This window comes from Inhella inkyongensis, assembly GCF_005952805.1.
Taxonomy (GTDB): Bacteria; Pseudomonadota; Gammaproteobacteria; order Burkholderiales; family Burkholderiaceae_C; genus Inhella; species Inhella inkyongensis.
In genome coordinates, this window is record NZ_CP040709.1 from 3,780,198 (window position 1) to 3,802,323 (window position 22,126).

A 22,126-nucleotide genomic window follows, 5' to 3' on the forward strand; every position below is an offset into this window, starting at 1 on the left:
GTGGTTAAGCTGCGCCCTCCATTCATTCGGAGCACCCCCATGAAGCGCCTCGCCCTCGCCGCCCTGCTGGCCACCTCTTTCCTCGCCCAGGCCGCGCCACCCCAAGCGGGCGGGCAGGCACCGGGTTGGTTCCGCATGAAGCTCGGCAGCTTCGAGGTCACGGCACTGAACGACGGCATCTTCAAGCTGCCGGTGGACAAGCTGCTGCAGACCCCCGACCCCACCCTGGTGGCGCGCCGCCTGCAGCATCACTACCTGGGCCTGCCGCTGGACACCTCGGTCAACGCCTACCTGGTGCACACCGGCGAGAAGCTGGTCTTGATCGACACCGGCTACAACAACACCAATGCCAGCATTGGCCTGATGCTCACCCATCTGCGCGCCAGCGGCTATCAGCCGGAGCAGGTCGACGAGGTCTACATCACCCACTTCCACGGCGACCACATCAATGGCCTGACCGACAAGGACGGCAAGGCCGTGTTCCCCAATGCCATCGTGCGCGCCGACCAGCGCGAGAGCGGCTTCTGGCTGGGCGACGAGGCCGCCGCACCCGAGGGCGCGCGCGGTGGCATGGCCAACGCCAAGCGCGTGATGAAGCCCTATCTGGAGGCCGGCCGTTTCAAGCCCTTTGACGGCGCCACCGAGCTGGTCAAGGGCCTGCGCGCCGTGCCCACCTACGGCCACACCCCGGGCCACACCATCTATGTGGCCGAAAGCGGCGCCGACAAGATGGTGTTCTGGGGCGATCTGATGCACGTGGCGGCCGTGCAATTCGCCCACCCCGAAGTCACCATCCAGTTCGACAGCGACCCCAAGACCGCCTACCCGCAGCGCGACGCCCAGTACAAGGACGCCGCCAAGGGCGGCTACTACGTGGGGGTCACCCACATCAGCTTCCCCGGCATCGGCAAGCTGCGCGCCGATGGCAAGGCCTACGAGTGGTTGCCAGTGAACTACAGCCGCCCCTGAATCAGGGCTGCAGCCGCCCATCCACCAGGGTGATCGCGCGGTCGGCGGCGGCGGCGAAGCTGCTGTCGTGCGTGACGGTGATCACCGTGGTCTGGTTCTGGCTGCAGAGCTCGCGCAGGATGCTGCGCACGTTTTGACTGGACGCACTGTCCAGATTGCCCGTGGGCTCATCGGCCAGGATGAGCAAGGGCTCGTTGGCCAGCGCGCGCGCCAAGGCCACGCGCTGGCGTTGTCCGCCAGAAATCTTGTGCGGCTGCTTGTGCTCGTGCCCCTTGAGCCCGAGCTGATCCAGCAGCGCCAGCGCGCGCGCCTGGATTGCCGCCTCGCTCAGGCGCGCCAGCCGGCGCATCGGCAGGGCCACGTTGTCCAACAGGCTGAACTCCGGCAACAGGAAGTGAAACTGGAACACGAAACCCAGTTTGGCCAGACGGGTGTCGGCGAGTTGGTCTTCGCTGAAGCCCGCCGTATCCACGCCGTCCAGCACCAAGCGCCCTGAGGTCGGCCGATCGAGCAGACCCAGCAGGTAGAGCAACGAGCTCTTGCCTGAGCCCGAGGGGCCGACGATGGAGACGAACTCACCGCGCGCGATCTGCAAGTCAATGTCGGCCACCAAGGTGACGGGCACTTCACCGGGGAGGGTGCGCGTCAGGCCTTCGGCTTCAAGCAGAAGCGCGGCGCCGGGCCGTCCCAAGCCGCGCGCGCCGTTCGCAGAGCTCACGTCCTTCGCCAAGCGGCCTGAGCCCTCAGGGCTCACTCCGTCTAGGCTCAGCCCACCTTGGGGGGTTGCGGAGGCCGGAACGGCCGGAGACTGGGGGCTTGCTTCGCTCATGCGGCCCCTCGCAGGATGTCCACGGGGTGCAGGTTTGCCGCCTTGCGCGCCGGCAGCCAGGCCGCCGCCAGGGCGGAAAGCAAGGCAAAGCCAGCCGCCAGCGCAAACTGCTCCACGCCCCAATACAGCGGCATGTTCGAGGCCTCCAGCGCGCCGGGTGGCTTGACCTGGATCTGCGCCAGCCCTTGCATCAGCAGCGCCCCCAGGCCCAGACCCAGCACGCTGCCCACCACCCCCACGGCCAAGCCCTGCAGGAGAAAGATGTGCTGCAGTTCGCGCGCATGGAAACCCATGCTCTTGAGGATGGCGATGTCGCGTGTCTTCTCCAGGGCCACGGTCGAAAGGGTGTTGTAGATGCCCAGCGAGGCCACCACGAGGATGGCCGAGACCACCGTGTACATGATGAGGTTGCGGATCACCAGCAGGGCCAGGATGTCCTGGCTGGCCTCGGTCCAGCTCACCGCCTTGTAGCCGCCCTCGCGTTCGATCTGCGGCGCCAAGGTGGCGGCGGCCTGGGGGTCGTCCAGTTGCAGGATCAGGCGGTTGGCGCGGTTCTCGCGGCCCAGCAGGCTTTGCGCGCGCTCCAGCTTCACAAAGGCCTGGCCTTCGTCGTAGCCCTGGTTGCCGGTGCGAAACACGCCCACGATCTTGAGCGTGCGACTGGCGCCATTGGCACTGACCACACTGACCGTGCCACCCCGGCGCAGCTGGAACTGCTGCATCAACGCCGCCCCCAGCACGATGCCGTTGGGATCGGACTCCAGGCTGTCCAGGCTGCCCTCGACCATCTTGTCCTCGATGGTCGAGACCCCCTTCATGGCTTGGGGCTGGATGCCCGAGAGCTGCAAGCCCTGCACCCGGCCGGCAAAGCTCAGCACCACAGCACCGGCCAGCACCGGGGCCACCCGCACCCCGGGGCGGGCTGCCAGGGCCTGCACCCGCTGTGGCCAGCCGCGAATGCCCCGAGTCTCGCGTTGTGGCTTCACACGCGGTAGCTGCAAGGCTGCATCGGGCCAGCGCAAGGCGGCCGGCTGGGCCTCGGGGTGACGCACCTCGTCATAGACGGTGATGTGCGGCGCGTTGTCCACCAGTCGTTTCAGGAAATCACTCTCCGACCCGCGCATCAGGGCCGAAACCGCCAGGAAGAAGGCCACCCCCAGGGTCACGCCACCCAAGGCCACAAAGGTCTGGCGCTTGCGCCCCACCAGGTGGGCATAGGCAACCTTGAGGATGACGCTCATGTGCAGTGCATCAGGGCAGTGCGCGCAGGCGCTGGCCTTCCTTCACGCCTTCGGCCTGCAGCACCACCCGGGCGTCAAGCGCCAGTCCACTCAGAACCTCAACGCGGCCATTCCCTTGGGTGCCGGTGACCACCTTCTGCGCCTTGGCCCGCCCGCCCTGGAGGATCCAGACCTGCCCGGCATGCACCGCAGTGCTGGGCAGCAGCAGGGCCTGGCTGCGCCGCGCCAGGATGATGTTGGCGTCCACCGTCATGCCCACGCGCAGGCCCGCAGGCGGCTGCGGCAATTGAATCCGCACCCGGTAGCTGCGCGCCACCGGATCGCCGCGCGGCGTGATGGCCTCCACCACGCCGTCAAACACCGCCGCTCCCAGGGCCGCCGCGCGCAACACCACGGGCTGACCGGGACGCACACGGGCGATATCTTCTTCGTCGACCTCGGCACTCACCCGCAAGCGAGCGGCATCGCCCAACACGAACAGGGCCTGCCCGGCGGGAATGAACTGGCCGACCTCGCCATCGCGGCGCAGCACCTCGCCGTCTGCGGGTGCGGTGAGCAGGGCATAGCCCCGCTGCGCCCGCAGGCGCGCCCCTTGCGCACGCACGGCGTCCCGTTCGGCGCGGGCGCGGTCTTGCTCGCTGGCAGCCACAAAGCCCTGGCGCACCAGGGTCTGGGCACGCTCCAGCGCCAGCTCGGCCTGACGTTCGCGCGCGGCCAGTTCCTGCAGCGCGGCGTCGTTCTCGGCCGTTTCCAGGCGGGCCAGCAACTCACCTTTGCGAACGCGCTGACCCTCGTCGGCGCGCAGCTCCAGCAGACGGGCGCTCACACGCGGCGCCACCGGCAGCTGGGCCTGGGGCTCGATGGCGCCGCTGGCAAATACCGCATCGATGGCCTCACCGCGGCTGGGCTGCACCATCTGCACCGGCTGCGGGCGTTGCCACCAGGCAATGCCAAGGATCAGGACGAAGAAGGGGGCGATGAGCCAGAGCCAGCGTTTCATGTCGCCATCATGCGCGAACCGGCTGCATCGACCTTGCGCGGGCGCAACACCCGCTCATCAAGCCACGCAAACGCGGTTCCGCCCCTCGCTCTTGGCACGGTAAAGGGCGGCGTCGGCCCGCTCCAACAAATGAGCCGGTTGATCCATGGGCGCCACCACGCTCACCCCGATCGAAACCGTGTTGTCCACCAAGGGCTGGCTCAGCAAGGGCTGCCCCTGAACCGCCAGGCGCAGACGCTCGGCAATTTCCACGGCCCGCTCGCGACTGGCCCCCGGAAGCAGCACCACGAATTCCTCGCCACCGTAACGGGCGCAGTGGTCACCATCGCGCAGCTGGGCCCGCACCCGATCGGCAAAGGCGCGCAGCGCCGCATCCCCGCAGGCATGGCCATGCCGGTCGTTGATTTGTTTGAAATGGTCGATGTCCAGCATCAACAGCGCCATCTGGCGCGGCACCGGGCCGCTGAGGCCCGCCTGCAACAAAGCATCCAGGCTGCGTCGATTGAGCAAGCCGGTGAGCGCATCCGTCGCGGCCTCCACTTCCTTGCGGGCCAGCGAATCGCTCAGACGTGCGGCCAGGCTTTCATTGCCGATCTCGTGCAGCCGCCCCTGCTCCAAACGCGCCGAAACGGGTTGCAGCAGGCGCAGCAGCAGCAAGGCGAAAACCCCGAACGCAATGGCCAGGCGCCAGTCGGGAACCTGGCGGATCAGCACACAGGCCAACAGGCCCAGTCCCATGGCCCCGAGGTAGAGGCGAAAGGCCTGCAACTGAGTGAGATAGACCACGGCGCTCAAAGCCGCCAACCCGCACAACAGGGCCAAGACCCAGCTGTCCAGCACCGGGCTCAATCCCGCCAACACCCAGACCACGACGCCCCAGCCCAATCCATCCAGGGCCGCCACGGCATAGACAACGCCGCGATCCTGCGCCAGCACCGGCCCGCGCTTGCCGCAGCGCCAGATAAACCACAGGCTGGGCAACCACACGAGTGCAAACACACCCAGCCACAGCAGCAAAGGCCCCAGTGGTGCCTGCCCCCAACTCAAACCCAGCACCAGGGCCCAACCAAAGGGCGTGTGGCGCAAGTGTTGGGCCAGGGAGTGCACGAACTGCTCGAACCCGAGCTGATCGGCACGTGCCAAGTCGGTGGGGGCGGACATGGCGCCAGTATGGCGCCTGCCCGACTCACTCCGAAGGCACAAAGATCCACATCAGCAGATAAGCCACCAAGCCAGTACCGCCACACAGCAGCATCAGCGTGAAGAGCAGGCGCCAGATCCAGGCCTCCAGTCCGGTGATGCGGCCGATGCCGGCGCAGACGCCGCCGATCCAGCGATCCTCGCGGCTGCGACGCAGTTGGTTGATGGCGGCATTCAGCGGTGCGGCGCCGCTGGCGGCCGCTGCCGGCTTGGGTTCACCGCCCAGCACCCGCTCCTTGGCGCGCTGGTATTCCTCGTCGCTGAGCTTGCCTTGGCTGTGCAGGGCGGCAAGGCGGTCGAGATGTTCGGCAAACATGTTGGGCTCCTGTTGAGTGACAGCGCCACCATAGCGCCACGACTCAGGCAGTTGCGCCACCAATGCGATGCATTGCCCTGTCGCTCGACTCAGGGGTCGCAGGGGCCGACAGACGGGCTCACTCCGTCATCAACCAGCTCTCCAACCTGCGCCCGCGCGACTGAGTGCGGACGAAAACAGCCCGGTGGGCTGTTTTCGCCTCACGAAGGACGAGGCCTCTGGCCGAGACGGGCGCAGTCCTTCGGCCGGGGTCGTGAAGCCCTCAGGGCTTCGCAGCTGCATCTCTTCAACCAGCTCTCCAGCCTGCGCCCGCGCGACGGGCGCAGTCCTTCGGCCGGGGTCGCGAAGCCCTCAGGGCTTCGCAGCTGCATCCCTTCAACCAGCTCTCCAGCCTGCGCCCGCGCGACGGGCGCAGTCCTTCGGCCGGGGTCGCGAAGCCCTCAGGGCTTCGCTCGCTCCGGCCTCAGCCATCCATTCGCTTCTGGAACACCAGGCCGGCGTGCTCGCGCAGCGCATGGAAGTGGATCTTGGGCCAGTTCTCCTGGATGGCGCGCAGCTCGGGCGCGTACTCCACCAGGATGGTGGGCGCGTCCACGGCGTCCAGCGCCATGCGATGGTCGTTCGCGGCGATGAAGCGCTTGAGCTCGTTCTCGTCGTCGGCCGTGACCCAGCGCGCCACCTGGAAGCGGCAGGGTTGGATGCGCGCCTTCACGCCGTACTCATGCTCCAGGCGGTGCGCCACCACCTCGAACTGCAGCTGGCCCACGGCACCCAGCATCAGCACCGAGCCGGCCAAGGGGCGGAAGACCTGGATCGCGCCCTCTTCACCCAGCTGGGTCAGGCCGGCACGCAACTGCTTGGTCTTCAGCGGGTCGGCCACTTCAACGTTGCGGAACATTTCCGGCGCAAAGAAGGGCAGGCCGGTGAACTGCAGCGGTTCGCCCTCGGTCAGCGTGTCGCCCAGGTGCAGCACACCATGGTTGGGAATACCGATGATGTCGCCACCAAAGGCCTCTTCCAGCAGTTCGCGCCGCTGGCTCAAGAAGCTCACCACGGTGTTGGGGCGGAAGTCCTTGCCGGTGCGCGTCACCTTCAACTTCATGCCGCGCTCGAAGTGGCCGCTGGCCACGCGCACGAAGGCGATGCGGTCGCGGTGCGCCGGGTCCATATTGGCCTGGATCTTGAACACCACGCCGCTGAACTTCTTCTCGGTCGGGGTGATCACGCGCTGCAAGCTGGCGCGCTCGCCCGGGGGCGGGGCCAATTCCACCAGCGCGTCCAGCACCTCGCGCACGCCGAAGTTGTTGATGGCCGAACCAAAGAACATCGGCGTCTGCTTGCCGGCCAGGAATTCGCTGTGCTCGAAGGGTGTGGCGGCCTCGCGCACCAGTTCCAGCTCGCCCTGGGCCGTGCCCCAGGCCATGCCGAAGCGGGCCTCGTGCGCCGGGTTGTCCAGATCGGTGATCAGCTCCTCGTCGCCACCGGCGCGGTCCTCACCGGGCGCGAACACGCGCATGGTGGAGGCGCGCAGGTCCATCACCCCGCCAAAGGCCTTGCCCATGCCCACCGGCCAGGTGAAAGGGCAGACCGTCATGCCCAGCTCCTGCTCCAGCTCGTCCATCAGGGCCAGCGGGTCCTTGACCTCGCGGTCCATCTTGTTGACGAAGGTCAGGATCGGCGTGTTGCGTGCGCGGCAGACCTGCAGCAGGCGGCGGGTCTGCGGCTCCACGCCGTTGGCCGCGTCGATCACCATCAGCGCGGCGTCCACGGCGGTCAGCACGCGATAGGTGTCTTCGCTGAAGTCCTGGTGGCCCGGGGTGTCCAGCAGATTGATCACGCAGTCGCGGTACTCCATCTGCATCACCGAAGACGCCACCGAGATGCCGCGCTGCTTTTCGATCTCCATCCAGTCGGACGTGGCATGGCGGGCGGCCTTGCGCGCCTTCACCGAACCGGCGATCTGGATCGCGCCCGAGAACAGCAAGAGTTTTTCCGTCAGCGTGGTCTTGCCCGCGTCAGGGTGGGAAATGATGGCGAAGGTGCGGCGGCGGCGCACTTCTTGTTCGATGCGTTCGGTCACGGGCGTGCTGCCCGGGCGACGGGCGAATCTGAAAAAGCCCGCGATTATCGGCTCGGGGTTATCCCTGGCCGCCCCCCGCCCCTGCGGGTAGATGCGCTGGTGTGGCAGCCGTCACACCGCGAGACTCACGCCCCTTGCTTTTTTTGAACCCGATGCGATGACTGCGACGGCCCTGGCCCCCAATTCCTCCCTGGACGAACGACGCTGGGGCTGGCTGCCCCCGATGGGCAGCGTCGGCTACTACACGCTGCTGGTGGTGGTGGGCATGTTGGTGCTGGGTCCGCTGGGCGGCCTAGCGGCGTCCTATATGAACTTCTCGCTGGGCTTTTATGTGAATGCCCAGGTGATGGCCGGCATCCTGGGCTCCATCGTCACCCTGGGCTATGGGCCCTCGGGCCGCCACGGCGCCAACTACATGCAGACCATGGCGGCCAGCGTGGCCGGCATGATGGCCATGAGTTGCCTGCTGCAGGCGCGCGTGTGGATGGGTCTGCCCCCCGTGCCCACCTGGCAGCTGGTGGCCTACATGCTGTGCATCGGCATGCTGGGCGCGGGGGTGGGCATGCTCTATACGCCCACCCTGGTCGAGCGCATGAAGCTCACCTACCCCTCGGGCCTGGCGGTGGCCAACATCCTGCGGGCGCTGACGGACCCGGCCCTGCTCAAGCGCTCGGTGGCACGGCTGTTCGGCGGCATCGCGGCCGGCATCTCGGGCGGCGTGGCGGCAGCCAAGGTCGGCGTGCTGGGGGCCATCGAGCTGAGCTGCTCGACCTTCGGCGCCGGCCTCATCGTGGGCGCGCGCATCACCATCCCGGCCGTCACCTCGGGTCTGCTGTTCTGGGCCTTGACCCCCACCTTCGTGGAGATGGGCTGGCTCAAGGAAGGTGAGCCCTTCCGCAAGATCGCCTTCCTGATCGCCCTCGGCTTGATCCTGGGCGCCACGGTGATCGACATCAGCCTGATCCTTTGGCAAGCTGTAGCCCGCTGGCGTGGGCTGGACCCCGCCCCCTCAAACACCGTCACCACCGGCGCCGGCACCGAAACCACCGGCCCGGCCTTCCGCCTGCCGCGCCTGCTCGCCTTCGTCGGCTTCTGGGCCCTGGCCGTGGTGCTGTGCGGCACGCAGTTCTTCGCCATCCCGCTGTGGATGATGTTGCTGGCCCTGGGCCTGGTGGCGATCTTCGTGATGGGTAACGGCATTTCGGTGGGCCTGACGGACAGCAACCCCATCAGCTCGGCCTTTGTGCTGAGCGTCATCCTGTTCGGCCTGGCCGGCCTCACCGACCCGATGGTGGGCCTGATGGCCGCCACCGTGCTGCTGATCGCCACCAGCATCGGCTGCGACATGCAGCAAGACCGCTCCACCGGCTGGCGCCTGGGCTCAAACCGCGCGCTGCAGTTCCGCTTCCAGGTGGGCGGCATCCTGGTGGGCGCCCTGTTGGCGGTGGGCATTGCCGAGCTCTTCATGGCGGCCTACCCCATCCTGCGCCTGGACCAGACCGTGATGAGCGCCGAGCAGCAGCCCGCTCAGTGGGCCTCGGCCATGACCTACAAATTCGTCGGCGTGCTGCGCGGACTGTCCGAGCCCAACCCGGCGCAGACCGCCGCCATCGTGCTGGGGGTGACGGTCGGCCTGCTGATCGAGGTGGCGCGCAAGCTGCTCAAGAGCCGCGCGCGCTACCAGGCCTTTGTGGCCGCCGGCCGCGTTGGCTTCGCCACCGATTTCTGCGTCGACGCCTTGGTGCTGCCCAGCCCCTATGCCTTCAGCTTCGGGGGCTTCGTCAACCTGCCCACCTCGCTGTGGTTTGGCGCCGGCGGGGTGGTCTCCAGCCTCTGGAACAGCTTGGGGTCCCGCCGACGTACTGAGGGCGATCTGCCCTCCGACATGAGCACCACCTCGCTGATCGGCGGCGGCCTGATCGCCGGCGATGCCCTGGCCGCTCTGGGCCTGGGCGTGATGGGTCTGCTGGCCCTGGTGTGATGCCCGCTAACCGCCGCACCGCCTGCGCCAGCCTGCTGGGCGCCGCCTGGGGCGCGGCGCGGGCGCAACCCCTGACGATCCGCATGGCGGTGGGCCGGGACGACAACGACCACCGCTTCGACTACGCACTGGCGCTGCTGCGCCTGGCCCTGCAGGCCGCGGGCTTCGCCCACGAACTGGTGACGGTGCCCGGCCTCACGCAGACCCGCCGCGCGCGTGAGTTGGTGGACGGCAATCTGGATGTGGCCCTGCTGCCCACGGTCAATGTCGACCCCAACGGCCTGCAGCCCATCCGCCGCCCGATCCGCCGTGGTCTGCTGGGCGTGCGCCTGCTGCTGGCCCATCGCCGGCTGGCCCCGCGTTTGGCGGCCATCACCCAGCTCAGCACCCTGAAGAAGCAATACCGGCTGGGCTACGGCGCCGACTGGGGCGACCTGCCCCTGCAGCAGCGCCTGGGCTTCCAGGTGGTGACCGGCAGCGACTACAGCGGCCTGTTCAAGATGCTGGCGCTGGGCCGCTTTGACTACATGAGCCGGGGCGTGAACGAGGTCTGGGCCGAGGTCGATCACCCGCTGCTGGTGCCGCCCGAGATCGTGGTGGTGCCGCGCATCGCGCTCACCTACCCGCTGGACGACTACTTCTGGGTCAGCGCGCGCCAACCCGCCCTGCACCGGGCACTGGCTGAAGGCCTGGCCCGCCTGGAGTCCGATGGCCGCTTCCAGCGCCTGTTCCTGCAATTCCATGGACGCGGCATCGAGCGCGCCGAGATGCCCAAGCGCCGCATCCTGCCGGTGCTGGGCTATGGCGTCGACCCCGAAACGCCCATGGACGCCTTCGATGTGCTGGAGCTTGACCCGAGCCAAGGACGGCTACGTGCTTCGTCGTAGGATGGCCCATTCCCACGCCGTGGAGTGCCGCGCCCATGTCCGACGCCAACTTCAGCAAGTTCGTTCCCGGTTTTGAATTTCTGCAGGGTCTGGTGAAAAACGCCGGCACCGCGCTACCGGGCATCGGCCAATGGGTGGCCCCCACCCTCAACCCTGAGGAATTGGGCAAGCGCATCGAAGAGCTGCGCACCGTGCAGTTCTGGCTGGAACAGAACGCCCGCATGCTGGCCGCCACCATCCAGGCCCTGGAGGTGCAGCGCATGACGCTGTCCACCCTCAAGACCATGAACGTGCCGCTGCACGAACTGCGCGAGGCCCTGAAGGTGCCCACGCCCGACATCCCGGCCTTCCCGGGCGTGCCCGGGCTGGAGCCGGCGACCCAGGCGGCCAAGGTCGGCAAGAAGGTGGCCAAGGCGGCCGTGAAAGGCGCCGTGAAGGGCGCCACCAAGGTGGCCCAGGGCGCGGCGAGCAAGAAGGACAGCCCCGCGGTAGACCCTCTGCAATGGTGGAACGCGCTGTCGCAGCAGTTCAGCCAAGTGGCCGCCGGCGCCATGAAGGACAGCGCCACCGAGGCCGCCAAGGGCCTGGCCACCAGCCTGGTCAAACAAAGCATCGACGCCGCCGGCGACACCCTGCGCAAAGCAGCCGCCGTGCCGCAGGCGGTGGTGGGCGGGGTCACGGGCTCGATGGCCAAATCCCTGAGTGCGCAGCGCCAGGAAGCGGCCGCAGCGCCCAAACCCGCAGCCCCATCTAAGCCCAAACCCGCAGCCCGCAAGCGCGCGGCGCCCCGCCGGACCTAAAGGTCACACCAAAGGGTCACACCACCATGCGCTGCGTCAGCAGCCACGCCAGCCACCCGGACGCCCACCAGGCGCTCGCGCTGGCGCTGGCCTCCCTGCAAGCCCGCTGGCCCGAAGGCAGCACACCCACTCTGGGCTTTTGCTATCTCACCGACGCCCTGGCCCCGCAGGGCGAGGCCCTGTGGCGGGCGCTGCAGGCCGAGCTGCCCGGCGTGGCCTGGGTGGGTGCGGCCAGCGTGGGCGTGCTGGCCGATGGCGTGGAATACCTCGACGAGCCCGGCCTGGCCCTGCTGCTGACCGATTGGCCGGCCGATCAATGGCAGCTTTGGGATGGCTGCCGCCCCTTGCGGCGTGAGGACGGCATCGAAGCCGCCCTGGTGCACGCCGACCCCAGTACACCGGAGTTGGCCGAGCTGCTGCCCGAACTGGCCGCGCGCACCCGCAGCGGCTTCGTGTTCGGCGGCCTGGCGGCCTCGCGCAGCCAGCCGCTGCAGCTGTGCGGCACCCTGCACGCCGGCGGGCTCTCGGGCCTGGGTCTGCGCGCGGGGCTGAACTTCAGCGTGCGCGTCACCCAGGGCTGCCTGCCGGTGGCGCCGCTGCGCCGCATCACCGCCTGTGAAGGCCCGCTGGTGCTGGCCCTGGATGGCGAGCCGGCACTGCCGCGCCTGCTGGCCGATCTGGGACTGGACCTGCACCAGCCCGGCCAGCTGATGCCGGTGCTGCGCGCCACCCTGGCCGGCTTGAGCGAACCCGAGGACACCACCCTGGACCGCGGCGGTCGCTTCGAAGCGGCCGTGCGCGTGCGCCATCTGGTGGGCTTGGACCCCGGCCGGCGCGGCCTGCTGCTGTCGGAAGAGGTGCGGCCCGGCATGGGGCTGACGCTGGGCCGGCGCGATGTCGAGGCCACCCGCGCCGACCTGACCCGCATGGCCACCAGCCTGCGCGCCCAGGCCGAAGACGCCGGCCAGCGCCCGGCCGCCGCGCTCTACATCAGCTGCGCCGGGCGCGGCGGGCCGCATTTCGGCGCCCCCCATGCGGAGGCGCAGATCCTGCGCCGCGCGCTCGGTGACCTGCCCACCGTGGGCTTTTTTGCCGGGGGCGAGATCGCCCACCAGCAACTGCACGGCTACACCGGCGTGCTGGCCCTGTTCTGCGAAGCCGCGTGAGCGTGGCCGCTCCGCAAGGGCTGCAGGCGCTGCGCAAGCTGCTCGGGCCCGAAGGCCTGATCGAGCGCGCTGGCGGCTTCGGGCCCTATGAATGCGATGGCCTGAGCGCCTACCGCGCACGCCCGCTGGCGGTGGCCATTCCGGCTGACGCAGAGCAACTGGGTGCGGTGCTGCGCATCTGCCACGAAGCCGAACTGCCCATCGTGCCGCGTGGCGCCGGCACCGGTCTTTCGGGCGGGGCCCTGCCGCACCCGCAAGGCATCACGCTGAGCCTGGCACGGCTCAACCACATCCTGGCCCTCGATCCGGCATCGCGCACCGCCCGCGTGCAATGCGGTGTGCGCAATCTGGCGATCAGCCAGGCGGCCGCGGCGCATGGCCTCTATTACGCCCCCGACCCCAGCAGCCAGATCGCCTGCACCATCGGCGGCAATGTGGCCGAAAACGCGGGCGGCGTGCATTGCCTGAAGTACGGCCTGACCCTGCACAACGTGCTGGGCCTGCGTGGCTTCACCGCCGCCGGCGAACCCATCGAGCTGGGCAGCATGGCCGGCGCGCTCGACAGCCCCGGGGCCGACCTGCTGGCCCTTGCGATCGGCAGCGAGGGTTTGCTGTGCGTGGTCAGCGAAGTGCTGGTGCGCCTGACCCCCAAGCCGCCCGAGGCGCGCTGCCTGCTGGCCAGCTTCGGCACCGTGACCCAGGCCGCCCAGGCCGTGTGCGCGCTGATTGCCAGCGGGCTCACCCCGGCCGGCCTGGAGATGATGGACCAGGCCATGACCCGGGCCGCCGAGGACTTCGTGCACGCGGGCTACGACCTGGAGGCCGCCGCCCTGCTGCTGTGCGAGAGCGACGGCGCCCCCGAGACCGTGGCGGCCGAGATCGAACAAATGCGCGCGGTGCTGCAGGCCTGCGGCGCCACCCGCATCGAAGAGAGCCGCGACGAGGCCGAGCGCGCGCGCTTTTGGAGCGGCCGCAAGAACGCCTTCCCGGCCAGCGGGCGCATGAGCCCCGACTACCTGTGCATGGACGCCTCCATCCCGCGCGCCCGTCTGGCCGAGATGCTGGCGGCCATCGAGGCCATGCAGACACAGTGGGGCCTGCGCTGCGCCAATGTCTTCCATGCCGGCGATGGCAATCTGCACCCCCTGATCCTGTTCGACGGCAAGGACCCCGAACAACTGCGCCGCGCCGAGGGCTTTGGCGCGCAGATCCTGGAGACCGCCGTGGCCATGGGCGGCAGCATCACCGGCGAGCATGGGGTCGGTGTGGAGAAGCTCTCCAGCATGTGCGTGCAGTTCAGCCGCGCCGAGTTGGAGCGCTTCCAGGGCCTCAAGCAGGCCTGGGACCCGGCCGGGCGCCTGAACCCCGGCAAGGCCATTCCCGAACTGCGCCGCTGCGCCGAGGGCGGCAAGCTCTGGGTGCGAGAAGGCAAACTGCCGCACCCCGAACTCGAACGGTTTTGATGGGCATGGACTCTCTTCGCTCGCGCGTGCGCGACGCCGCCGCGCAGGGCCAGGCGCTGGAGCTGGTGGGCCACGGCAGCAAACGCTTCTATGGCGAGGCGCCGCAGGGCCAGCCCTGGGTGTTGAGCCGCGAGCCCGCGCTGTGCGGCCTGCGCGCGCACGAACCTGCCGAGCTCTATGTGACGGCGGGGGCGGGCACGCCCCTGCGCGAGCTGGAGGCCCAGCTGGGCAGCCAGGGCCAGCAGCTGGGCTGCGAGCCGCCGCGCTTTGGCGGCGAGGGCACCGTGGGCGGGCTGATCGCCACCGCCCTGGCCGGGCCGGCACGCCCGTATTGGGGCGGCGTGCGCGATGCGCTGTTGGGCCTGACGCTGATCGACGGCCGCGGTGAACTCCTGAAATTCGGCGGCACGGTGATGAAGAACGTCGCCGGCTTCGACGTGGCGCGCGCGATGTGCGGCGCCATGGGGACCCTGGGGCTCATCACCGAAGCCAGCTTCAAGCTCATGCCCATCCCGCAGGCGCAGGTCACGCTGCGCTTCGACGCCACGCAGGACGATGCGATCTACGCCGCCAACCAGGCGGCCCTGCAAGGGCTCCCCTTAAGCGCCAGCGCCTGGTGGAACGGCAGTCTGCTGCTGCGCCTTTCGGGCCTGGAGGCCAGCGTGCGCGCAGCCGCGAAGCGCCTGGGCGGCGACGCCCTGCCCGTCGACCTGGCCCTGGGCTTCTGGAATGGGCTGCGGCACCAGAGCGACGAGTTCTTCGCCGGCGCGGTGCGCGCCATCCAGGCCGGCAGCGGCGTGGCCATCTGGCGCCTGAGCCTGCCGCCCACGACGCCGGTGCTCAAGGTGCCGGGCGAACAACTGATCGAGTGGGGTGGCGCCCTGCGCTGGCTGGTCACGCCCCTGGCCGCGCAGGCCGTGCGCGAACTGGCCGAGCGCGCCGGCGGCCACGCCACGCTCTACGCGGCACTGGACAAGAGCGCCCCGGCCTTCACACCGGCCCAGGGCGCCGAGGCGCAGATTCGCGCGCGCCTGAAGAGCGAGTTCGACCCCAAGGGGATCTTCAATCCAGGGCGCTTGGGCTAGGGCCTGTTCACACCAAGCGAAGCCACGCGAAAGGGTTGCCACCAGACAAGGGCGCCCACTTTGTTGCGAAGCTCGCTGGGCTTTGTGTGGACAGCTTGGGCCCTGTGGGCCCGAGCTGCCTCACAAAGAGCAGGGCCTCTGGCCCTGCGCGGCCTGCAAGGCATGAACCCCAGCTTCGCTTCGCGTCGCGTTGGCGCCCTTTCTGGATGGCAACGCGCTGGCTTCCATTAGTGTGAACAGGCCCTAACTACGAATCGCGGCGCAAGGCCGCGAAGGGCCCGAACAGCCACGAGCGCACGGCAATCACCATGGTGTAGGGGCGCTTCTGCTCGGCCGGCAGGCGCTGGTCGGCCAGATGCTGCTGGGCGAAGTCCTGGGCCACGCGCTCCAGGCGTTCATTGAAGGCGCTGATCAGCGCCGGGCTGATCTGCCCATGCACCAGCAGCAGCTTCTCGCCCTCGCCGTCGAAGTCGGCATCGAAGAACTCGCCCACCGCGCGCTCGCGGAAGAAGCGCATCACCGGTCCGCCCGGACGCCAGCGGAAGGTCTTGGCCACCAACAGCCGGTAGCGGTTCAGCGGCCGCAGCTCGATGAAGCCCAGCCGGTCCAGCTGCGCCAGATAGCGAATGCCCTCGGCCTCATCAAAACGATAAGTACCGAGAATCTGCTCGAAGGGCCATTGCGAGAGACAGCAAATCGCCATCAACAGCAGCTTGGCATCCCCCACCACGGCCTGCTCCTGGGCCTCGCTGAGCTCGCGGCGCAGCGGCTGCGCATCGGCCACGCGCCGCGCCAGGTCGGCGAAGTCCATCTTCAAGAGCTGCAGCACCGCATCGATGCGCGACAGCGGCAGATCGCCCTCGGCCGCAAACATGCGCTTGACGCTGCTCTCGGCCAAATCAAGGTGCTGCGCCAGTTCGGCATAGGTGATGCCGGCCAGCTTGAGTTCGGCCTTCAGGGCGGCAATGAGATCGCGGGTGCTCGACATGGCCGGAAGTATCGCCACACGATTCCTCGCGGCCGGATGCAGGCCACCCAGGGCAAAGGCTTTGACCGCCGCGTAGCCCCTCGACACCATCGCGCCACCTCAACTCAGGAGCCCTCGATGTCCCGCCCCCTGCAGCGCCCCCGCGACACCCGCGCCTGGCAGATCCAGGTCTGGATCTCCTTCGGCGTGGCCGTGATGTTGTGCGGATCGGGCCTGGCCTATCTGCCGGTCAGCCCGATTGAGCGCGCCTTTCTGGTGATGGCCTATGTGTTCTGCCTCTGCACCGTCTTTGCGCTCGCCAAGTTCGTGCGCGACCGGCACGCCGGCCTGCCCGAAACCCCGGCCTGGGGCCTGGTGGTCTGGGGCGGCTTTGGCGCCGCCATGGGCCTGACCGCTTGGGGCCTGTGGGAACTGCAGATCCCGCCCGCCTTTGCCGCCTTCCTGCTGGTGGGCTGGCTATTCCTGATCTCCTCGGCCTTCACCCTGGCCAAGACCCTGCGCGATGCGCATGAAGACCGCCTGCTGCACAGCCGCAGCACCCAACGTTCGATGGAGGACGCATGAAAGCCCTGAACATCTTGACCTTTAACCTGAGCCTGGCCCTGGCCCTGCACCTGCCCGCCGCACAGGCCCATGGTGATCTGTCTGACCTCAGCGAAGCCTCGTTGCTGCCGGTGGCCATTTCCGCCGCGCCGTTGGCCCTGACGCTCTCGGCCGGCATGGTGCTCACCGTGGTGGCGGTGGAGGCCAGCGCCGCCGGCACCGTCTGGGTGCTGGAGCGCGCCAGCGATGGCGTGCGCATCAGCCTGAAGGTGGCCGGGCGGGCGGCGCATGCCTCGGCCCATGCCGTCGGTGCGGCCGTCGTGGTCACCGCCCTGTCCACCGGCTATGTGCTGTCCACCGCCGGCCAGGTGATCGCCTTCGTGCCCAATGCCATCGGGCAGGCCCTGCTGCACCATGAGGTGATCCGGCCATGAGGCGCATGCTCTGCCTCATCGCCCTGCTGGCGGCCGGTGCCGCACAGGCCGGCCGCAACTGCGATGCCCCCCAGCCGCCGCGCCCTGAGCGCGTGGCGCAAAGCATGGCCCTGGCCGAGCGCACCGCCCGCGCGCTGGACGCCAGCGGCGCTGAAGCTGTGCTGCTGGGCCGCGCCGGGCAGGACCTCTCCAAATATGGGCTGCGCTGGTCGCATCTGGGTTTTGCGCTGCGCGAGGCCGCGCCCGTGGGCGAGGTGCCGGGCCGCTGGCGCGTGGTGCACAAGCTCAATGCCTGCGGCAGCGACCACGCCGGTCTGTTCCGCCAGGGTCTGGGCGAGTTCTTCCTTGACGACCCATACCGCTTCGAAGCCATCTACGCCCCCCTGCTGCCCGACGCCGCCGCCCGCCTGCGCCCGCTGCTGGACGACCGCCAGCGCGTGGCCCGCTGGCACGAGCCGCGCTACAGCGTGGTCAGCTACGCCTGGGGCGGGCGCTACCAGCAAAGCAACCAGTGGCTGCTGGAAACCCTGGCCGGCGCCCTGGAGCCGGCCGCGCAAAACCGCGAGCGTGCCCAGGCCTGGCTGCGCCTGCAGGGCTATGCGCCCGACGTCCTGCACATCAACGCCTTGACCCGTCTGGGCGGCCGGATGACGCGCGCCAACGTGGCCTTCGACGACCATCCGAACGGCGAACGCTTCAGCGGCCGCATCGCCACCGTGGGCGCGGACTCGGTGCTGCGCTGGGCCCAGCGCGCGGGCATCGTCGGCGCACCAGTGCTCGTTCAGTAGCATCGCGCCTCGAATTCACTCGGGGAGATGACCATGCGCCACCTGCTGAGCGCCCTATCGCTGCTGCTGATGGGCGGCGCGGCCCAGGCCTTTTGCGGCTTTTATGCCGGCAAGGCCGATGCCAAGCTGTTCAATGAAGCGAGTCAGGTCGTGCTGGCGCGTGACGGCCAGCGCACCGTGCTCACCATGGTCAACGACTACGCCGGTCCCTTGAGCGAATTCGCGCTCGTGGTGCCCACGCCCCAGGTGATCCGGCAGGGCCAGGTCAAGGTGCTGGACAAGGCGGTGGTTGAGCATCTGGACGCCTATTCAGCGCCGAGGTTGGCCGAGTACCGGGACAACGATCCCTGCCAGCTGAACCTTGGTTGGTCAGAGCGCTATCGAATTCCGCAGCCGGTTGTAACCCGGCCGCCGCCTGTACAAATGCTCACCCCCGCCGCACCGGCACGCGGCGTCACCGTGGACGCCCAGTTCACGCTGGAGGAATACGACATCGTCAGCCTCTCGGCCACGCAGTCCGACGGCCTGGAGCAGTGGCTGAGCGAGAACGGCTACCGGATTCCTGCGGGCGCCAGCGCGGCGCTCAAGCCCTATGTGGCGCAGGGCATGAAGTTCTTTGTCGCCAAAGTCAATCTGCAGGAGCAACTGAAGACCGGCTACCAAAGCCTACGCCCCCTGCAGTTCGCTTTCGAGAGTGAGAAATTCATGCTGCCCATGCGCCTGGGCATGCTGAATGCAGCGCCGGATCAGCCCCAGGACTTGATCGTCTATGTGCTGGGGCGCGAGGGGCGGGTGGAAAGCAGCAACTACCGAACCGTCAAGTTGCCCACCGATGTCAATCTGCCACCCTTCGTGAAGTCGCGCTTTGCGGACTTCTACAAGGCCATGTTCGCGGAGCAGGCACGCAAGGAAGACCATCGGGTGGTGTTCACCGAATACGCCTGGGACATGGCCTGGTGCGACCCCTGTGCGGCCAATCCGCTCTCGCGTGAGGAGTTGCTGAAGCTGGGGGCGCACTGGGTGTCGGGCGCAGCCTTGGGCGGGGGTGGGGCGCAGCCGGTGGTACTGAGCCGGCTGCATCTGCGCTACACGCCGCAAAGCTTTCCGGAAGACCTGATGCTGACGCAGACCCGCGATCGCCAGAACTGGCAGGCGCGCTATGTGATTCAACAGCCCTATGCCGGCACGGTGGCGGAATGCAGTGAGCGCGTGGGCCGGGAGGACTGCGAGCGCCACTGCACGGCAAGCCTGGAAGAGCTGGACCGGACTGCGTACGGGTTGAGGAACGGGGTTCGAGAACGCCTCAGCGTGAAAACGGAGCGCGCCGGCCTTCGCAAGGAATGCGTGAGCGACTGCCAGCGCGCCAAGCTCGCGGCCATCGCGGTGGCGGCGCGCTATTACGAAAAGACCGTGCCCGAGCGGGTCGCCAAAGAAAAACTGACCTTGGCCCAGCTGACCGGCTGGAATCTGGCGGAAATCGACGCCTGGCCCGAGGCAGCGCCCTACCGCGTGCTGAGCAAGCCGCCCCGAGGCACTTGGTGGGAGCGCCTGTGGGGGCGCTGAGCGCGCTGCAGCGCACGGTCTTGAAGCCAGACGCCCGATGGTGGCAGATCGGCTTTCTCGCCAGCTTTCTGCTGTTTGGCGCGCTGTGGCACGACATCGCCATCGCACCCGCCCAGGTGCTGCTTTGTGCGCTCTCGGCCCTGGGGACCCAGGCGGCTTGGCAATGGGGCCTGCGGCTGCCCACACGGCGGCGCTGGAGCGGCTATCTGAGCGCGGCCGTCAGCACCTTGGGCATCTGCATCCTGGTGCGCTCCAACGGGCTGTGGGTGCATCCGCTGTTGGCTGCGGTCGCCATGAGCAGCAAGTACCTGCTGCGCGCCGGGCCCGAGGCCTGCCGCAGCCATGTGCTGAATCCGGCCAATCTGGCGGCCTTTCTGGCCTGGGCCTTGTTGCCTGATGCCTGGCTGAGTCCGGGTCAATGGGGCAGCGGCAGCCTGTTGGCGTTGTGGTTCATGGCCCTGGGCCTGTGGGTGACGCGTCGGGCGCAGCGCGTGGATGTCAGCCTGGCCTTCTTGCTGGCCTGGGGCGGACTGTGCGCCGCGCGCCTCGCGGGTCTGGGCTATGCCTGGGACCCGGGTGTGGCCATGTGGCTGCGTCAGGTGGGCAACGGCGCGGTGCTGCTGTTTGCCTTCTTCATGATCAGCGACCCGATGACCACGCCGCAGCGGCGCGTCCCCAGACTGGTCTATGCGCTGCTGGTGGCCCTGGCGGCCTTTGTGTGGCAATACCAGCTGTTTCGCCCTCATGGTCTGATCGTGACCCTGTTCGCTGCCAGCTGGCTGGTGCCGTGGATCAACCACGCTTGGCCAGCCCCCCGCGCCTCCTGGGCGCGTGAGCCTGTTTTGACATTTAAGCCGGAGTCCGCATGAGCGCCGCCCCCCATTCCAGCAGCCAGTTCGCCCTGATGGCCGAGCGCCGTTTTGCGCCCTTCTTTTGGACGCAGTTCCTGGGCGCGGCGAACGACAACCTATTCAAGTTCGCGTTCACGATGATCGTCACCTTCCAGCTCTCGGTGAGCTGGATGCCGCCGGCGCAGGCCGGCCTGGTGATCGGCGCGATGTTCATCGCGCCCTTCGTGCTGTTCAGCGCCACCGCCGGCCAGCTGGCCGACAAGCTGGACAAGCGCGCGCTGATGCGCGCCATCAAGAACCTGGAACTGCTCATCATGGTGCTGGCGGCCTGGGGGCTCTATTCCCAACAGGTGCCGGCCCTGCTGGCCTGCATCTTCCTGCTGGGCCTGCACTCCACCCTCTTCGGGCCGGTGAAGTACGCCTACATGCCCCAGCACCTGGCGGCCGATGAGCTGACCGGCGGCAACGGCATGGTGGAGATGGGCACCTTCGTGGCCATCCTGCTGGGCAATCTGGTGGGTGGGGCGCTGATCTCCATTCCCGGCCAGGGCGCGCATTACGTGGCCTGGACCTGCCTGGGCCTGGCCGTGGCCGGGCGCCTGATGGCCCAGGCCCTGCCGCCCACGCCGGCCAGCGATCCGGCACTGCGGGTGAACTGGAACCCGATCAGCGAGACCTGGCGCAATCTGCGCATCGCGCACGAAAGCCTGGTGGTATTCCGCTCGCTGCTGGGCATCTCCTGGATGTGGTTCGTCGGCGCGGTCTTCCTGGGCAACTTCCCGGCCTTTGCCAAAGACGTGCTGCACGGCAACGAGCAGGTGGCGTCGCTCTTGCTGGCGGTGTTCTCGGTCGGCATCGCGCTGGGCTCGCTGGCCTGCGAGATGCTCTCGCGCCGCATGGTCGAAATCGGCCTGGTGCCCCTGGGCGCCATCGGCATGACGGTGTTCGCGGTGGACCTCTACTTCGCCTGCAACGCGCTGCCCGCCCACGGCAGCGAGGTGTTCGGCCTGGCCGCCTTTATCTCCGCCCCCGGCCATGCCCGCGTGATGGCCGACCTGGCCCTGCTGGCCGCCTGCGCGGGCCTCTACAGCGTGCCCATGTATGCGCTGATCCAGCTGCGCGCACAGCCCACGCACCGCGCCCGCATCATTGCCGCCAACAACATCCTCAACGCCCTGTTCATGATCGGCGCCTCCTTGAGCGCCGGCCTGATGCTGGCGCAGGGATTCAGCATCCCGCAGCTCTTCCTGGCCATCGGCCTGGCCAACGCGGTGGTGGGCGCCTACATCTTCCTGGTGGTGCCCGAGTACCTGCTGCGCTTCGTGGCCTTTGTGCTCTCGCACACCGTCTACCGCCTGAAGCTGCGCGGCGAAGAACACATCCCCACGGAAGGGCCGGCCCTGCTGGTGTGCAACCACGTCAGCTTCATCGATGCCGTGCTGCTGATGGCCGTCAGCCCCCGCCCGGTGCGCTTCCTGATGGACCACCGCATCTTCAAGACCCCGGTGCTGGGCTGGATGTTCCGCCTGGCCAAGGCCATCCCCATCGCCCCGCAGAAGGAAGACCCGCGGGCCTACGAGCGCGCCTTTGTGCAGGCCCAGGCCGTGCTGCGCGAGGGCGATCTGCTGGCCATCTTCCCCGAGGGCGGCATCACCCGCGATGGCACGCTGCAGCCCTTCAAGGGCGGGCTGATGAAGATCCTGGAAGCCCAACCCGTGCCCGTGATCCCGATGGCGCTGAAGAACCTCTGGGGCAGCTTCTTCAGCCGCGCCGAGGGCGGGCAGGCCATGGTCAAGCCCTTCCGCCGCGGGCTGTTCAGCCCGGTGGAGGTGGTGGTGGGCGAGCCCATTGCACCCAATGCGGTGTCACCCGACGGGCTGCGTGATCGGGTTGGGCAATTGCTGAGCTCTTGAAGCCGGCCCGTGCGGCCTTAGACTTACAG

20 protein-coding genes are annotated in these 22,126 nt (G+C 68.5%); 13 read left to right on the plus strand and 7 right to left on the minus strand.

Annotated elements, in window-relative coordinates; all coding sequences use genetic code 11:
* Positions 1-39 precede the first annotated feature (39 nt).
* Positions 40-969, plus strand: a complete 930-nt coding sequence (locus tag FF090_RS17755) for an MBL fold metallo-hydrolase (RefSeq protein ID WP_138858003.1) — start codon at positions 40-42, stop codon at positions 967-969.
* Position 970: 1 nt separating this feature from the next.
* Here FF090_RS17755 and FF090_RS17760 read toward each other — a convergent pair whose 3' ends face one another.
* From FF090_RS17760 to FF090_RS17785, 6 genes are all read right to left on the minus strand, one after another.
* A complete protein-coding gene (locus tag FF090_RS17760; protein ID WP_217502998.1) occupies positions 971-1,687 on the minus strand; it encodes an ABC transporter ATP-binding protein in 717 nt (238 codons plus the stop codon).
* A gap of 107 nt (positions 1,688-1,794) precedes the next feature.
* Complete coding sequence (locus tag FF090_RS17765; protein WP_138858005.1) at positions 1,795-3,039, minus strand: ABC transporter permease; 1,245 nt, start codon at positions 3,037-3,039, stop codon at positions 1,795-1,797.
* Positions 3,040-3,049: 10 nt separating this feature from the next.
* Entirely contained in the window at positions 3,050-4,039 is a 990-nt protein-coding gene (locus tag FF090_RS17770; RefSeq protein ID WP_138858006.1) for an efflux RND transporter periplasmic adaptor subunit, read from the minus strand.
* A 57-nt stretch (positions 4,040-4,096) separates the two neighbouring features.
* Complete coding sequence (locus FF090_RS17775) at positions 4,097-5,200, minus strand: GGDEF domain-containing protein (RefSeq protein ID WP_138858007.1); 1,104 nt, start codon at positions 5,198-5,200, stop codon at positions 4,097-4,099.
* Positions 5,201-5,225: 25 nt separating this feature from the next.
* Positions 5,226-5,555 (minus strand): PspC domain-containing protein, encoded by a 330-nt coding sequence (locus FF090_RS17780; RefSeq protein ID WP_138858008.1) that lies wholly within the window; start codon positions 5,553-5,555, stop codon positions 5,226-5,228.
* A gap of 463 nt (positions 5,556-6,018) precedes the next feature.
* Positions 6,019-7,635, minus strand: coding sequence for a peptide chain release factor 3 (locus tag FF090_RS17785; RefSeq protein ID WP_138858009.1), 1,617 nt, complete (start codon positions 7,633-7,635; stop codon positions 6,019-6,021).
* Between the two features lie 157 nt (positions 7,636-7,792).
* On the opposite strand from FF090_RS17785, the gene FF090_RS17790 reads away from it, so the two are divergent.
* Genes FF090_RS17790 through glcE form a run of 6 tightly spaced genes read left to right on the plus strand, consistent with a single transcriptional unit; the run spans position 7,793 to position 15,017 of the window.
* Positions 7,793-9,616 (plus strand): OPT/YSL family transporter, encoded by a 1,824-nt coding sequence (locus tag FF090_RS17790; protein WP_138858010.1) that lies wholly within the window; start codon positions 7,793-7,795, stop codon positions 9,614-9,616.
* Entirely contained in the window at positions 9,616-10,503 is an 888-nt protein-coding gene (locus FF090_RS17795; RefSeq protein WP_138858011.1) for a transporter substrate-binding domain-containing protein, read from the plus strand. The genes FF090_RS17790 and FF090_RS17795 overlap by 1 nt, the downstream gene beginning before the upstream one ends.
* Positions 10,504-10,538: 35 nt before the next feature.
* Positions 10,539-11,303: a PhaM family polyhydroxyalkanoate granule multifunctional regulatory protein gene (locus FF090_RS17800; protein ID WP_138858012.1), complete on the plus strand. Its 765-nt coding sequence runs from the start codon at positions 10,539-10,541 to the stop codon at positions 11,301-11,303.
* A gap of 26 nt (positions 11,304-11,329) precedes the next feature.
* Positions 11,330-12,469 carry an FIST signal transduction protein gene (locus FF090_RS17805; protein ID WP_138858013.1) on the plus strand — a complete coding sequence of 380 codons (1,140 nt, stop codon included), beginning with the start codon at positions 11,330-11,332 and terminating at the stop codon, positions 12,467-12,469.
* Positions 12,466-13,932 carry an FAD-linked oxidase C-terminal domain-containing protein gene (locus FF090_RS17810; RefSeq protein WP_375137389.1) on the plus strand — a complete coding sequence of 489 codons (1,467 nt, stop codon included), beginning with the start codon at positions 12,466-12,468 and terminating at the stop codon, positions 13,930-13,932. Before FF090_RS17805 ends, FF090_RS17810 begins: the two co-directional genes overlap by 4 nt.
* Positions 13,933-13,937: 5 nt before the next feature.
* Positions 13,938-15,017 (plus strand): glycolate oxidase subunit GlcE, encoded by a 1,080-nt coding sequence (glcE, locus tag FF090_RS17815; RefSeq protein ID WP_246071461.1) that lies wholly within the window; start codon positions 13,938-13,940, stop codon positions 15,015-15,017.
* A 247-nt stretch (positions 15,018-15,264) separates the two neighbouring features.
* Here glcE and FF090_RS17820 read toward each other — a convergent pair whose 3' ends face one another.
* Positions 15,265-16,005, minus strand: coding sequence for a helix-turn-helix domain-containing protein (locus FF090_RS17820; RefSeq protein WP_138858016.1), 741 nt, complete (start codon positions 16,003-16,005; stop codon positions 15,265-15,267).
* A 117-nt stretch (positions 16,006-16,122) separates the two neighbouring features.
* Here FF090_RS17820 and FF090_RS17825 point away from each other — a divergent pair, with 117 nt between their 5' ends.
* Genes FF090_RS17825 through FF090_RS17850 form a run of 6 tightly spaced genes read left to right on the plus strand, consistent with a single transcriptional unit; the run spans position 16,123 to position 22,097 of the window.
* Positions 16,123-16,569, plus strand: coding sequence for a YiaA/YiaB family inner membrane protein (locus tag FF090_RS17825; protein ID WP_138858017.1), 447 nt, complete (start codon positions 16,123-16,125; stop codon positions 16,567-16,569).
* Complete coding sequence (locus FF090_RS17830; protein WP_138858018.1) at positions 16,566-16,982, plus strand: hypothetical protein; 417 nt, start codon at positions 16,566-16,568, stop codon at positions 16,980-16,982. The genes FF090_RS17825 and FF090_RS17830 overlap by 4 nt, the downstream gene beginning before the upstream one ends.
* Complete coding sequence (locus FF090_RS17835; protein WP_138858019.1) at positions 16,979-17,770, plus strand: DUF2145 domain-containing protein; 792 nt, start codon at positions 16,979-16,981, stop codon at positions 17,768-17,770. Before FF090_RS17830 ends, FF090_RS17835 begins: the two co-directional genes overlap by 4 nt.
* 33 nt (positions 17,771-17,803) lie before the next feature.
* Positions 17,804-19,333 (plus strand): DUF2330 domain-containing protein, encoded by a 1,530-nt coding sequence (locus FF090_RS17840; RefSeq protein ID WP_138858020.1) that lies wholly within the window; start codon positions 17,804-17,806, stop codon positions 19,331-19,333.
* Positions 19,321-20,202 carry an RnfABCDGE type electron transport complex subunit D gene (locus FF090_RS17845; protein WP_138858021.1) on the plus strand — a complete coding sequence of 294 codons (882 nt, stop codon included), beginning with the start codon at positions 19,321-19,323 and terminating at the stop codon, positions 20,200-20,202. Before FF090_RS17840 ends, FF090_RS17845 begins: the two co-directional genes overlap by 13 nt.
* Positions 20,199-22,097: an MFS transporter gene (locus FF090_RS17850; RefSeq protein ID WP_138858022.1), complete on the plus strand. Its 1,899-nt coding sequence runs from the start codon at positions 20,199-20,201 to the stop codon at positions 22,095-22,097. The genes FF090_RS17845 and FF090_RS17850 overlap by 4 nt, the downstream gene beginning before the upstream one ends.
* Positions 22,098-22,126: the final 29 nt, after the last annotated feature.